The 13,879-nt window shown below is 47.0% G+C and carries 12 protein-coding genes; 9 read left to right on the forward strand and 3 right to left on the reverse strand.

Annotation, left to right across the window (positions count from 1 at the left end):
- Positions 1 to 84 precede the first annotated feature (84 nt).
- Positions 85 to 1,299 (forward strand): anthranilate synthase component I family protein, encoded by a 1,215-nt coding sequence (locus GA0116948_RS06150; protein WP_240619131.1) that lies wholly within the window; start codon positions 85 to 87, stop codon positions 1,297 to 1,299.
- 4 nt (positions 1,300 to 1,303) lie between these two features.
- Here the strand turns inward: GA0116948_RS06150 and GA0116948_RS06155 are convergent, their stop codons facing one another.
- Positions 1,304 to 2,227: a TIGR01777 family oxidoreductase gene (locus GA0116948_RS06155; RefSeq protein WP_089710146.1), complete on the reverse strand. Its 924-nt coding sequence runs from the start codon at positions 2,225 to 2,227 to the stop codon at positions 1,304 to 1,306.
- Positions 2,228 to 2,451: 224 nt separating this feature from the next.
- Here GA0116948_RS06155 and GA0116948_RS06160 point away from each other — a divergent pair, with 224 nt between their 5' ends.
- The 5 genes from GA0116948_RS06160 to GA0116948_RS06180 all read left to right on the forward strand — a co-directional run bounded on the left by GA0116948_RS06160 (position 2,452) and on the right by GA0116948_RS06180 (position 8,546).
- Positions 2,452 to 3,963: a hypothetical protein gene (locus GA0116948_RS06160; protein ID WP_123891696.1), complete on the forward strand. Its 1,512-nt coding sequence runs from the start codon at positions 2,452 to 2,454 to the stop codon at positions 3,961 to 3,963.
- 15 nt (positions 3,964 to 3,978) lie between these two features.
- On the forward strand, positions 3,979 to 4,956 hold the full coding sequence (locus GA0116948_RS06165) for a hypothetical protein (RefSeq protein ID WP_089710150.1): 978 nt from the start codon (positions 3,979 to 3,981) through the stop codon (positions 4,954 to 4,956).
- Positions 4,957 to 5,048: 92 nt separating this feature from the next.
- The gene (purQ, locus tag GA0116948_RS06170; protein WP_089710151.1) at positions 5,049 to 5,735 is read left to right on the forward strand and encodes a phosphoribosylformylglycinamidine synthase subunit PurQ; all 687 of its coding nucleotides are present in this window, start codon (positions 5,049 to 5,051) and stop codon (positions 5,733 to 5,735) included.
- A gap of 295 nt (positions 5,736 to 6,030) precedes the next feature.
- Positions 6,031 to 6,486, forward strand: coding sequence for a protein-disulfide reductase DsbD domain-containing protein (locus GA0116948_RS06175; RefSeq protein WP_089710153.1), 456 nt, complete (start codon positions 6,031 to 6,033; stop codon positions 6,484 to 6,486).
- 92 nt (positions 6,487 to 6,578) lie between these two features.
- A complete protein-coding gene (locus GA0116948_RS06180) occupies positions 6,579 to 8,546 on the forward strand; it encodes a protein-disulfide reductase DsbD family protein (RefSeq protein ID WP_089710155.1) in 1,968 nt (655 codons plus the stop codon).
- Positions 8,547 to 8,619: 73 nt separating this feature from the next.
- Here GA0116948_RS06180 and hisS read toward each other — a convergent pair whose 3' ends face one another.
- Both hisS and GA0116948_RS06190 read right to left on the reverse strand, forming a co-directional pair.
- Entirely contained in the window at positions 8,620 to 10,002 is a 1,383-nt protein-coding gene (gene hisS, locus GA0116948_RS06185) for a histidine--tRNA ligase (RefSeq protein WP_089710157.1), read from the reverse strand.
- A gap of 26 nt (positions 10,003 to 10,028) precedes the next feature.
- A complete protein-coding gene (locus GA0116948_RS06190; RefSeq protein ID WP_165798334.1) occupies positions 10,029 to 10,472 on the reverse strand; it encodes a low molecular weight protein-tyrosine-phosphatase in 444 nt (147 codons plus the stop codon).
- A 412-nt stretch (positions 10,473 to 10,884) separates the two neighbouring features.
- On the opposite strand from GA0116948_RS06190, the gene GA0116948_RS06200 reads away from it, so the two are divergent.
- The 3 genes from GA0116948_RS06200 to GA0116948_RS06210 all read left to right on the forward strand — a co-directional run bounded on the left by GA0116948_RS06200 (position 10,885) and on the right by GA0116948_RS06210 (position 13,853).
- Entirely contained in the window at positions 10,885 to 11,121 is a 237-nt protein-coding gene (locus tag GA0116948_RS06200) for a hypothetical protein (protein ID WP_089710162.1), read from the forward strand.
- Positions 11,122 to 11,149: 28 nt separating this feature from the next.
- Entirely contained in the window at positions 11,150 to 12,061 is a 912-nt protein-coding gene (locus tag GA0116948_RS06205) for a substrate-binding domain-containing protein (RefSeq protein ID WP_089710165.1), read from the forward strand.
- A gap of 67 nt (positions 12,062 to 12,128) precedes the next feature.
- The gene (locus GA0116948_RS06210; RefSeq protein ID WP_089710167.1) at positions 12,129 to 13,853 is read left to right on the forward strand and encodes a tetratricopeptide repeat protein; all 1,725 of its coding nucleotides are present in this window, start codon (positions 12,129 to 12,131) and stop codon (positions 13,851 to 13,853) included.
- Positions 13,854 to 13,879 lie beyond the last annotated feature (26 nt).

Genomic DNA, 13,879 nt, shown 5'->3' on the forward strand with positions numbered 1-13,879 from the left:
TTCTTCGATTTTCCGACAGCGGATATCATCTCTTTTAAACAGCGAATGTTGGACTGGTCAAAACAGTTCAACATTTGTTGTTTTATGGACTCAAATGAATATGCCGCCTCTTACACACGTTATGAAGCCTTGTTGGCTGCCGGTGTGGTGAGCGAACTGCTCCCGGACACCACGGGCAACGGGGCTCCGGATAGCCTGACACAGTTACAGGCATTTCATCGCCATGTCAAAGACTGGATTTTTGGTCATTTAGGATACGATCTTAAAAATGAATTATACCCTTTAACCTCTACTCACCCCGATGGAATAGCTTTTCCCAACCTGTATTTTTTTCAACCGGAGGTGGTGCTGCTTGTACTGCCTGGAGTGGTGCAGATTGGTGGCTGGAACTATCAGGAAGCAGATGCCCGCAAGGTGTACGATGCGTGTATGCGCACTCCCATTACTACCGGTGGTATACCCCCCTTGCGACGTACGCTACAAAGCCCCTTTGATCATGCAGATTATACAGGTAGGGTAAAGGCCCTGCAAGCACATATTCATCGTGGAGACTGTTACGAGATCAATTTTTGCCGTGAACACTTCCTGCCAGACATTGCGTTAAACCCATATAGCTTATTCCAACGGTTAAATGCCTTTTCACCGGCGCCTTTTGCTGCCTTTTACCGGCTGCGCAATCAATACCTGGCCTGTGCCAGCCCGGAACGTTTTGTGCAGCAAACGGGCCGGCAGGTTATTTCCCAGCCCATTAAAGGCACTATCCGCCGGGGTAACAGCGTTGCAGAAGAGGATAGGCTAAAAGCTTTGCTGCGCAATAGCGCCAAGGAGCGCGCCGAAAATATCATGGTAGTAGACCTGGTGCGCAATGATCTCACACCCACGGCTTCGCGTGGCAGTGTAGCAGTAACGGAGCTTTGCGGCATTTACACCTTTGCCCAGGTGCATCATATGATATCCACGGTGCAGGCCATGCTGGCGCCCGGGCAAGATTTCACCGACATCATCCGGCATGCTTTTCCCATGGGTTCTATGACCGGCGCACCCAAATTGCGGGTAATGCAGCTCATTGAGCAATATGAAAGCAGTAAACGGGGATTGTTCTCCGGCGCGCTAGGGTATGTAACACCCGGAGGCGATATGGATTTTAATGTGGTGATCCGGAGTATGTTGTACAATGCATCTGAACAATATCTTTCCTTCACTACCGGTTCTGCCATAACATTCCGCAGTGATCCGGAACAGGAATGGGAGGAATGTTTGCTGAAGGCCTCTGCCATGCGCAAAGTGCTGGAAGGGTAGGGGGTTACCCCTGCTTAAAAAGCTGATCCATCGCTTCGTCAATCACAGGATAAGAAAACTGGAAACCCGTGGCTTCCATCTTTTGGCTGGATACTTTACAACTTTTTAATACTTCCACGCTCATTTCGCCCAGGATTATTTTCAGGGCAAAGGCGGGCGTATGTACGGGTACAAAACTTTTGTTTCTGGCGGCATGCGCCATAGATAACACCAGTTGTTCATTGGTAACCGGGGTGGGGGCTACGGCATTAAAAGTGCCTTCCAGGTTGTCGTTCATGATGGCGTTCAGGTACAGGCGTACCAGGTCGTGGATGTGTATCCAGCTGACCCATTGCTCGCCACTTCCCAGGATGGCGGCCACGCCAAGGCGCAGTGGACGGTAAAATTCATACAGGGCGCCGCCTGCCCGGCTTAATGCGATACCTGTGCGGAAAATAACCAATTTCTTTCCCAGGTCCTGCACCGGTTTGATGCTGTTTTCCCAAGCCACGCAGGTAGTACCCAAAAAATCGTCTGCCGGAACATCATCTTCTACAAAAGACTTCGTATAGCTTTCCCCGTAGAAGCCAATGCCGGAAGCGCTGACCACTTTCTTCACTTTATTGGGATGCCGGCTCAACATATCCACCAGCAGGTTACTGCTGCGGGTGCGGCTATTAATGATCTCCTGTTTGCGGGAGGCCGTCCATCGCTGATCCGCCACGCCGGCACCAGCCAGGTGTACGATATAATCCGCGTCTTGCAGCGCGTTTAAATCCAGGGATTGATTCTTTACATCCCATTGTGCATAACGCACCTGGGGATTTGGGGAAGTAGCCGGGGGGCGCTGCCGGCTCATTACGATTACCTGATGGCCTACCTCCGAAAGCAGCCGTGTCAGTTCCTGTCCTATCAGTCCTGTACCACCGGTAATCAACACTGTTTCCATGGTTGGTGTTCACTTATTTATGAGTGGAAAATATTTTGCTAAAAATACACAATAAAAATCATGCCCCCGGTATTTAATCTATTGTGTTAATTGTGGGTCTATACCCTTTTCTGCATCCCAGCCCACAGGAGAGGCCTGTTTTTGTTTATGGTTTTTTTCCTGTAGGTTTGATACCAGAAGCATATATTTTATTCTCCTAATTTCTAGATAAAGACAAGATGCGTATGCTGTTACGTTTATATGGCTGGTTGCTGTTCTTTTTATGCGGTACCGCTGCCATGGCCCAGAAAGTCACCTACACCCAGCCCGAAAAGGATGATTATAAAACTACGGAGTTCGAAATTATTGGGAAGGTAGGTGGCCAGATCATGGTGTACAAAAGTGACCGGGGCGATTACGCGGTATCCATTTATGATAACAACCTGCAACCCGTGCAACGAATTCCCCTGGACTTCCTGCCCAAAAAGTTGCTGAGCATGGACCTGGTTGCCTATTCAGACCGGGTGCTGTTTTTCTACCAGTTTCAGCGCAAGGATGCCGTGTTTTCCTTTTGCGCCACTATGCATGCCAATGGTAGTTTTGACCAGGCCCCCCTGTTGCTGGATTCTACCCGCATTGGCAACGTCACGGTGGAAAATAAGGTATACTCCGTACAGTTTTCCGAAGACAAGAGTAAGATACTGCTCTATAAAATTAACCAGGATCGCCAGAACGATAATATCTTTTACACCTTTTTATACGATAGTTCTATGCTGCTGATCAACAACAGCCGCGTGTCTATGCCTATGGAGACGAAGAAACACTTCCTGGGAAATTTCAGCCTCTCCAACGAGGGTGATTTCATCTTCACCAAACTGGAACGTAGCAGCAACCGCGATGTGATGGTAGCCGGCCAGTTAGTCCAGAAGCAAGCTACCGTAGATTCTTTTGCATTATATCCCTTCGACCTGAAAGGACAATTAGTTGATGAGGTGAAAGTGAAATTGGATAATGTTGCCAAACGCGTGATCACCGCTGCCTTCTATTACAAACAAAAACGAGGTAACGTAGAAGGTCTTTACATTAATAAATTTGATTACGGTCAGCAACAACCTGTATATGAAAAATTTGCGGATTTTTCCCAGCAGTTGAAAGCTAGCGCCAAGGGCGATGCCAGTACGGCGGGTGCATTTAACGACTATTTTATCCGCCGCATTGTGAACCTGAAAAATGGTGGATTCCTGGTAACTGCCGAATGTTTTTACACCACGTCCCGCTACCAGCCCTACAACCGATGGAACTATCTGTACGGCCCTTATGGAGGCATGTACCCTTATTATTATTCTCCGTATTCCTCCATGTACAATCCCTGGTTCTACAATAATGGTCCCCAGGGCAATCGATTCCACAACGACAATGTAGCCGTACTTTCTTACGATGAGGAGGGCAACTTGCAGTGGAGTAATATTGTGAACAAGTCGCAATTCGACGACGGATCGGACATGTTCCTGAGTTATATTATGGTGAATGTGGGCAGTGAACTGCGTTTTCTCTTTAATGAGGCGGATCGCCGCAACTGGCTGGTTGCCGACAACAGTATTACCCCCGATGGGAAGATCAGTCGCCTGCCTACCCTGCGCAACCTGGATAAAGGTTACACCTGGATGCCTCGTTTTGGCAAGCAGATCGGGGCCCGTACTGTACTGATTCCCTGTGTGTACCGGAATTATATTTGCTTTGCAAAAATTGACTTTTAATTACACCTTTGCATTGTGATACGATTCTTCCGCTCCGGCAACCCGTTAACGGTACTGTTGCTATTAATCTATACGCTTGTAGTTAAATTCTTTTATCTCCTGCACCCATCGACCTACCTGGCCGATGGGTCGGAAGGTTTTTTGTATGAACTGCTGGTAAAATGGATGCAGCAAGTGGTAGGCAACAGCCCTTATTTTTTTACCTGCCTTACCATTCTTATCCTACTGGTGCAGGCCCTGCTGTTTACCAAAATCATCAATCATCACCGCCTTTTTACCAAGCCTACCTACTTGCCAGCCATGACCTACATGCTGTTCACCTCGTTACTGAACAGTTGGACGGTTTTTAGTCCGGTACTGCTGGTGAATTTGATCATGTTATGGGTGTTTTCCAGTCTTACAGACTTGTACAGCCGCGCCTCCGTGCGCGATGTGGTATTTAATACTGGCTTTGCTATAGGGATTGCCAGTCTTATTTATTTTCCTTCCGTCATTTTTTTGCTATTATTACTCATCAGTTTGCTAATCATGCGGGCCTTCCGGTTGGCGGAGTGGATACTGGGGCTGTTGGGGCTTATCTGCCCAATTTACCTGCTGGGTACCTATCTGTTCCTGACAGATCGCCTACCCTTGCTTTTTAGAATTCCTAATATTGGGATTTCCAATCCATTTGTAAACGATTACAAAGTATGGGGGGCCGCCGTGGTGTGCCTGCTGTTCTTTGTGCTGGGGTGGCTGCTCCTGCAAGGGGCGTTAAAGAAAATGCTCATACAGGGGCGTAAGATCTGGAGTATGTCGCTTGTATTTGTGGCGGTGGCGCTGCTGGTGCCATTTTTCGGACTGCATTTTTCGCCGGCATATTGGCTGCTGGCGGTATTGCCAATCTCTATGTTTGGGGGCAATGTATTCTGGAGCATCCGCAATGATACTATAGCCAATGCCGTTCATTTCCTGGTGCTGGCTTACGTACTGGTGATGCAGTTTTTTAGCTGAGCCCATGGCCTTTTTGATAAATCTGCACTTATCCCTCGGGGAATTCCGGCATTTAGCCTAACTTTGGCACTTCTTTTTAAATACGACTGCATATGAAATTTGGGGTAGTTACTTTCCCGGGATCGAATTGTGACCATGATATGATCGACGCCTTGCGCCACGATATGGGCCAGGAAGTAATAGAGTTATGGCATAAGGACAAAGACCTGAGTGCTTTCACGACGACAGACTGCATAGTACTCCCGGGCGGATTTTCCTACGGAGATTACCTGCGCTGTGGTGCCATTGCCCGTTTTAGCCCCATGATGCAGAGTGTTATAGATTTTGCCAACAAGGGCGGTCGTGTGCTGGGGGTATGTAATGGGTTCCAAATTTTATGTGAAGCAGGCCTGTTGCCGGGCGTACTACTTCAAAACCAGCGCCAGCAGTTTATCTGCAGAAATATTCACCTGAAAAGTGAGAATACAGCCACTCCCGTTACCCGTTTTCTGGCTGGCACCCCGTTGAAAATTCCAATTGCCCATGGAGAAGGTCGTTATTATGCTGACGAGGCTACCCTGGACAGCCTGTTTGCCAACAACCAGGTGCTGTTTCGCTACTGCGACGAGTTTGGCAATATTCACGAAGACCATAATTATAATGGTGCTGCCCGCAACATTGCCGGCATTACTAATAAAGATAAAAACGTATTTGGCATGATGCCGCACCCCGAACGCGCTACCAACCGGGAACTGCTCAATACAGATGGACAGCTCATTTTCCAGGGACTGATCGGGTAATAGGAAAAAACATTCTATAGCAGGTCTTAAGCTCCAGATGTCCGGCAAGCAGGAAATCTGGAGCTTAAGACCTTTTTATGCCCAGTGGCCCTGAAACCCTGTGTGCGTACGCCTTTACCCTTATTTTTAACAATTTTATATCATGGAATAGGTATAATATTGTGCCAGTACTTTTTTATTAACTACAACTGTTCATCGCTTAAAATAGCCACTTAACCATTTGTTACGCGTTGCAAGGCTAAATGGTTTATTTTTAGGTGAATTTTTTAAGCCAACCAAACCAAGAATTCAGATCATGAAAAAACTTTTGATGATGCTCAGCCTGTTTGCCCTGCCTTTGCTGGTGAGCGCACAGATCGAAAATCCTGTAAAGTGGAATTTCTCGTCCAAGAAAATTAATGAAACGACCTATGAACTGCACATGACCGCTACCATTGATGCCGGTTGGCACCTGTACGCGCAGGAAGCAGGTGAGGGTCCGGTGGCCACCTCTTTTAAGATCAATAAGAATCCTTTGATCGCTACGAATGGCAAGATTGCAGAAGTGGGCAAACTAACGAAAGCATTCGACAAGAACTTTAACTCAGAACTGAAATACTATGCCGATAAGGTAGACTTTGTGCAGACCGTATCCGTGAAAGGGAAGGCGCAGACTAAAGTAAAAGGCAGTGTAGAATTTATGACCTGCGATGATCATCAGTGCCTGCCTCCCAAAGAACTTGAATTTACAATTGCCGTAGGCGGTAAATAATCGTGACCATTACCAACATATAATAGTTCAAACGAGTTCTGTAAAGGACTCGTTTGTTGTTTTTTTTACCAACCGACCAAGTAAAATCAACTATGAAATATTTATACGCTTTGCTCGCGTGGGCTATGGTGGCTGCTTTACCGGCCAGGGCCCAGGACGCTTCGGAAAAAGCAGTGAGCTGGCAATATAGCGCCGAGAAAAAGGATGCAGGAACGTTTTTGTTGCACGCAAAAGGAACAATTGAGGATGGTTGGATTCTTTTTTCTACTACAATGCCCGACACATCGGTGAACAGTCGCTTGGTAGTTAATACAAAAGGCGCTACCATTACAGGTATTCAGGAAGAGGGTAAGCTGGAAAGCCGCCATGATTCCGTACTGGATGCGGAGGTGCGTTATTTTGAACATAGCGTGGAACTGGTGGCTACTGTTAAGGCCAACGATAGCAGCACGGTTCTGAAAGGTAGTGTGCAATACATGGTGATGAAAGGTGCAGAAGTATCTTCCGTGATCGACAATGCTTTCGTAGCCACCGTGGCTGGTGGAGGTGCTGCCACTGCGGCAGACGATACTTCCAATAAATCGCTATGGTGGATATTTCTCGCCTGCTTTGGCGGAGGCTTTCTTGCATTACTTACCCCTTGTGTATATTCCTTGATCCCAATTACGGTGGGCTTCTTCACCAAGCGCAGTCCTACCCGTGCCATCGGTATCCGCAATGCGTTTTTCTATTCTATTTCTATCATTGTTATTTATACTTTCCTGGGCTTTTTAATCACCCGCATCTTTGGTCCGGGGGCGTTAAATGCTTTGTCCAGTAATGCGATGGCTAACTTAATTTTCTTTGCCATTTTTCTGCTGTTTGGTATTTCCTTCCTGGGCGCTTTTGAACTCACGTTGCCAGGTTCTTGGTCTAACGCGGCAGATTCTAAAGCCAGTGCGGGTAATTTTGGCGGTATTTTCTTCATGGCACTCACGCTCGCCATTGTGTCTTTTTCCTGTACCGGCCCAATTATTGGCAACTTGCTGGTATTGGCTAGTAAAGGTGGCGTAATAGGCCCGTTGGTAGGTATGTTTGGCTTTTCACTCGCACTGGCTATTCCCTTTTCCCTGTTTGCATTGTTTCCCAGCATGCTGAATAAATTGGGTAAATCCGGCGGTTGGCTGAACGCAGTGAAAGTGGTACTTGGATTGCTGGAACTGGCATTGGCGCTGAAATTCTTCTCCAATGCGGACATGGCCTATCACTGGCACCTCTTGGATCGCGAAGTATTCCTTTCGCTTTGGATTGTGTTGTTTTCCATCACTGGGTTTTACTTGTTGGGTAAGATCAAATTTTCGCACGATAGCGACCTGCCTTACGTTTCTATTCCCCGGCTGTTTTTTGCCATTGTTACGTTTACCTTCGTGGTATACATGGTGCCGGGTCTGTGGGGTGCGCCGCTGAAAGGTATCAGCGGGTTCCTGCCACACGAAGGCTCCCAGGATTTTAACCTGCACCGCGAGTTGACCAACCTTACCGCAAAAATTGGAAGCGGTGGCGGAACGGCTGTTAGCGACAATACAATTAAACCTAAAAAATACACTGACATACTGGAATCTGAAATACCTGGTGTAGAAACCCTGTTCTTCGATTACCAGGAAGCCATTGCGGCCTCCAAGGCTGCACACAAACCGCTGATGCTGGATTTTACCGGTCATAGTTGCGTAAACTGCCGCAAATTTGAAAAGTCTGTATTATCTGATCCGCAGGTAATGAAAGTGCTGCATGATGATTTCATCGTGGCGTCTTTGTACACTGACGAAAAAACGGAATTGCCTGAGAGCGAACAATACGTGTCTAAATTGGATGGTACGAATGTGAAAAATGTAGGCCAGTCTAATGCCGATTTTGAAGCGGTACATTTTAACCGTAATTCACAGCCTTACTATATTCCGGTGGATGGAGAAGGTAGCCCGCTGGTTAGCGCCGGTTACGGTTACGATCCGAAAGAAAACGTAGCGGCTTTTCTGGCTTACCTGGAAAGCGCCAAAGCAGAATACAAGAAGAGAGGTAAATAATCCTTCTGTTTATAAAAGAAAACGGCTGCCTTCATCATCTGAAAGCAGCCGTTTTTTTTATGAATGCGCTTTATTATTCAAAAGCAAAAAGCTCAAAATCCTCGAGTGTCACAGTTTGCTGCTCGCGGGTATTCAAATTTTTGATGCTCACTTTATTTTCCGCCAGCTCACTGTCTCCCAGGATCACGATGTAAGGAATGCTGCGTTTATCGGCGTACTTCAGTTGTTTGTCCATCTTGGATGCTTCATGGAAAAGCTCTGCCGGGATGCCTTTGCGGCGTAACTGCATCATCAGTGGGAAGGCCGTTTGAATGCTGGCTTCGCCCAGGTGCAAGAACAATACCTTGGTAGACTGTTGAGCCGCTTCAGGAAATAAGACTAACTGTTCCAGTACATCATAAATACGGTCTACCCCAAAAGAAATACCAACGCCGGAAATGCCCGGTAATCCAAACAAACCGGTAAGATCGTCATAACGTCCGCCGCCGCCAATACTGCCAATGGCCACGGAAGCTGGGGCTTTCACCTCTATGATCATACCAGTGTAATAATTCAAACCGCGCGCCAGGGTAACATCGAGAATGGGTGTGCTGCTAAACTTCGCCAGGCCGGCATTCAACACAAAACTTATTTCTTCAATGCCTTTCATTCCGGTTGGTGAATTTTTCAGCAATGCAGACAGTTGTGCTAATTTTTCCGAATTGCTACCATCGATATGCAAAAAGTTTTCGATCACGTTAATCTCTGTTTCTCCGAGGCCGCGCTGTTGCAATTCCTCTTTCACTTTAGCGATCCCAATTTTATCCAGTTTGTCAATGGCCACTGTAATATCGGTGAGCAGATCGGGGCGGCCAGCTATTTCGGCCAGCCCGCTTAATATCTTGCGGTTGTTCACACGCAGCTCATGGCCATGAAGGCCTAGCTTTTCAAACACGGTATCGTATATCAGCAGCAGTTCTATTTCATTGAGCAGGGAATTGCTGCCCACCACATCAGCATCACATTGGTAGAATTCGCGGTAGCGGCCTCTTTGCGGCTTATCTGCCCGCCATACCGGTTGCATCTGGTAGCGTTTAAAAGGCATGGCCAGCTCGTTTTGGTTCATAGCTACAAAGCGGGCAAACGGAATGGTGAGATCATAGCGAAGTGCCTTTTCGGAAAACAGCCGTACACTGCGGGTGAGGGGGGTATTTTCTTGTATGCTTGCAGCAATGGGGGTGGCGGCCTTATTTAGCGTTTCGCCATTGTTTAATATTTTAAACATTAGCTGGTCTCCTTCATCGCCATACTTGCCGGTTAGGGTGTCCAGTTGCTCCATTGCGGGGGTTTCCAGTGGCTGAAACCCAAACACCTGGAAAGTTTCCCGGATGGTTTGCATAATATAATTCCGTTTCCGCATGACTTGCGGGCCAAAATCACGGGTGCCTTGCGGGATAGAAGGTTTAATTTTTGCCATTTATTCGTCGTTAGTCTTTAGTAAAATTAGTGTTGCAGTGCTGTGCGTACTATCTTTTCGCAGGCGGTGTATATCAATTCATACACCGGTTCAAAAAGCGCATCATCGTACCAGGGATCGGGTACTGGTTGTCCATTGTCCAGTAGCAATTGCACCTTCGCTTCATCGGCTGGGGTGCGGGCGTGGCGCAGGATGTTGCGGTAATTATCTTGGTCCATGGCATAAATGCGGTGAAAGCGCTGGAAATCCTGGGCGTTAAACTGGCGTCCGCGCAGGCCGGAGATATCAATGCCGTGCAGGCGGGCCACTTTCACCGAGCGGGGATCTGGCGGGTCGCCCACGTGCCAGTTGCCGGTACCTGCGCTATCAATCTCCCAGGGCAGTTTTTCCTGGAGAGCCAGGTGTCTTAAAATGCCCTCTGCCAGTGGTGACCGGCAGATATTACCCAGGCATACCATCAGTATCTTCATACATATTACGGTTTAAAACCGGCCTTTTGGCCATTGTTTTCCAGATTTTTGCCTGCTTTGCCCGCCACCATTTAGCATGGGTCGCAACAGGGTAAAAAGCGGTTTGGTTGCCGCTAAATACTCCCCATACGTGCGGGTTGCCGGGGGGCGGAAACAAATTTTTTCCCGCCGCAAACCTACAAGAATTTTACCTTATCTTGCCAGCCTTTGTGGAAAACAGGAGCCACCGCATCCTATATAAAAACAAGGAGAAAAGGCTTGTTTTTAATATTTTCCCGTTTATCAATACAGCAATTTTAGGAAACAATATTAGCTGAACCAGCGCCAGTAGGGCGGTTTCTTTAACAAGTCTTTAATAATTGTTTCCGCGTATTGGAAAACTTTTTTTTGTATAATTGTAATTCACTAACATATGCAACAGGATCAAACTGGGCCGGATCGTCGTCAGCGCAGTGTAAACTACAGGGCATTGGGCCAGATCGTGAGAGGTTTACTATTTGTATTTGTAGGATTGTTTATTTTATATGGGGAAAGAATGGGCATTACGCTGAGAGCGGCACCCACTGTGAAGTATATTTTCGGCGTACTGGCAATCATTTACGGAGTTTTCAGGTTAAGCCAGGGCGTTTGGAATGTGATCAAAAAATAGCAGGCCATACACATAAAAGATAGTAGTTATGATACAGCAGTTAAAATTCGTTGCAATAGCCCTTGGCATGACCAGCATTTTGGCGGCCTGCCATTCAGGAAATAATGACAATGCATTTACCGATACGGAAACCTCGGGCACCATTCACATTTCGGTGGATGAAACCTATAAGCCATTGATCGATTCCGAGATCAGCGTTTTTCAATCGTTATATCCGAAGGCACATATTATTCCAGACTACAAACCGGAAATGGATTGTTTTTCAGATTTGCTGGAAGACAGTACGCGGATGATCATCGTTACCCGCGATCTGAGTACTAAAGAAAAACAGTTTATTAAGGATCAGAAAGCGCATATTGTACCTAGCAGCATGCGTATAGCCTGGGACGCAGTAGCACTGGTAGTAAACAAATCGGCCAAGGATTCCGTGTTTACGATGGACCAGTTAAAAGATATTATGATTGGTAAGGATTCCAGTTGGCAGTTGGTATTTGATAATGAAAAATCCAGTACCGTTCGCTATATTCGCGACTCCATCAATAAGGGAAAGCCTATTCCTGCCACCGCCATGGCGGCCAAGACTAATCCGGAAGTGATCGATTATGTAGTAAAAAACAAGAAAGCCATGGGGCTGATCGGTGTAAGCTGGATCTCTGATACGGCGGATTCTACTTCTATCGATTTTACCAATCGCATAAATGTGGTAAAGCTGCGCGCTGATGGTTTCTCTGAATATGTACAACCTTACCAGCTGTACATCGGCACGGGCGCCTATCCGCTAAAACGCAGCATTTGGTTTTGTTTAAAAGAACCTCACCAGGGCTTAGGCACGGGATTTGCCAGCTTCCTCGGCAGCCAGGAAGGACAGTTACTAATAGGACGTTTCAAATTATACCCTGCGCTACTGAATATCGTATTCCGCCAGGCTAACCTGAAATAGCCGCCTACATTCAATGTACACTTAGTTAAAAAACTAACACAACTAAATACTAAAACCCGGATTGCTCATGAACAGACGGAAAAAAATCTTAATCGCTGCCCTGGTACTTGCCGCAAATGGCGCCATGGCGCAAACTGTAGAAGACGGATTGAAAGACCTGTACTATCAGAAATACATCTCTGCCAATCAGGATTTTCAAAAGGTGATCGCTGCAAAACCTACGGAAGACAGAGCGTACTATTATCAGGGTTTGGCTTTGCTAGGACTGAAAGATATTGACGGAGCCGCCGCTGCATTCCAGAAAGGCCTCACTGCTGTACCGAATTCTCCTTTGCTGACAGCCGGCTTGGGTCGTATAGACCTGTTGAATGGTAACGCCGCTGCTGCCAAGCAAAAATTCGAGGCTGCGGATGCCGCCACTTTTGGCAGAAATTCTGATGTAGCCCGCGCCATTGCAGACGCCAACTCCGAAGTGAAAGGAGGAGACCGTGGCTATGCTGCTTCTATCATGGAAAAATACATGAATAATGAAGGCCGTAAAAAGAAGGAAATAGTAACTCCTACTGCAACAGATTACATTGAACTGGGGGATGCTTACCGGATGCTCGGTGGCGAAAATGGTGGTAAAGCACTTACTGCTTACGACAAAGCACTGGAGCTGGACCCTAAAAATGCAGAAGCCATTACCAAAGAAGGTGACCTAAACTATAACGCCAAACTGCTGGAACAAGCCGTGTCTGACTGGACCCGCGCCACCACTACCGATCCGCAATACGGCCCTGCGTTTTACGAATTGTTCCAGTTCTACGTTACGCCTAAAAAGAATCAGCTCTCCTGGGAAAATGCTGCTAAATATTTACAGTCTTACATAGCCGTAGCCGACCCTGCCGACAAACAGGAAACGCAATACAACCAGGCAGCAATTTCTTTCTACCGGAAGAACTATGATGATGCCATCAGCCAGGCAAAAACCGGACTAGCCACTGCCAACGACAGCTATAAAGGCAAATTTTCCCGGCTGATCGGTGACTCCTACCTGCAAAAAGGTGATTCTATTACCGCTAAGCAAGTGATGGACGATTATGTAAAATCAGTAGGCGACAGCAAGCTGGAACCTAACGATTATAAACTGCTCAGCGCCATTTATGGTAAAGTGCGGGTATCAGATACTACCCAGGCCAAGGTGATTGACTCCCTGGCATCTTTTTATGAAGAAAAATACGCCCTGTCGGATACTTCTAAAGATGTAGACCGCTACCGCTCTGTGGCCGAGGCTTTCAAAAACCTGCACGACTATAAAAAATCTGCAGAATGGTACGGTAAGCTGGCAACAGATTTCACCGATGAGCAGAATACAGGCAAAATCACTGACTTTTTCTGGAAAGGCACTATGGAAATGTATTCCAACCAATATGTAGCCGCCGATTCTACTTTCTCCCAGTTCATTCAGAAATACCCTCAGCAGGAAATACTGGGTACTTACTGGAGAGGTCGCGCCAATATGGCCCAGGACCCCGAAGCCAAAGAAGGGAAAGCTGTTCCCATTTTTGCTCATTGGGTGGAAATTGGTGGTGAAGCCAAAAGCAAACCCCGGGACCTGATGTACCCATATCAATACCTGATGATCTACTATTACAACAAGGGAGACAAGGAAAACCTGAAGGTGTACGAAGACAAAGTACTTGCCTTAGATCCGAATAATGCTACCGTAAAGCAGATCCAGGATAACGTTGCGGCTTCTGAAAAAGCTAAATCAGCCCCCGCCAAGCCTGCTGCCAAGCCGCATAAGTAATACATTAAATAATCCGGGCAACTGCC

Origin of the sequence: Chitinophaga costaii (genome assembly GCF_900094705.1) — a bacterium.
Classification (GTDB): domain Bacteria; phylum Bacteroidota; class Bacteroidia; order Chitinophagales; family Chitinophagaceae; genus Chitinophaga; species Chitinophaga costaii.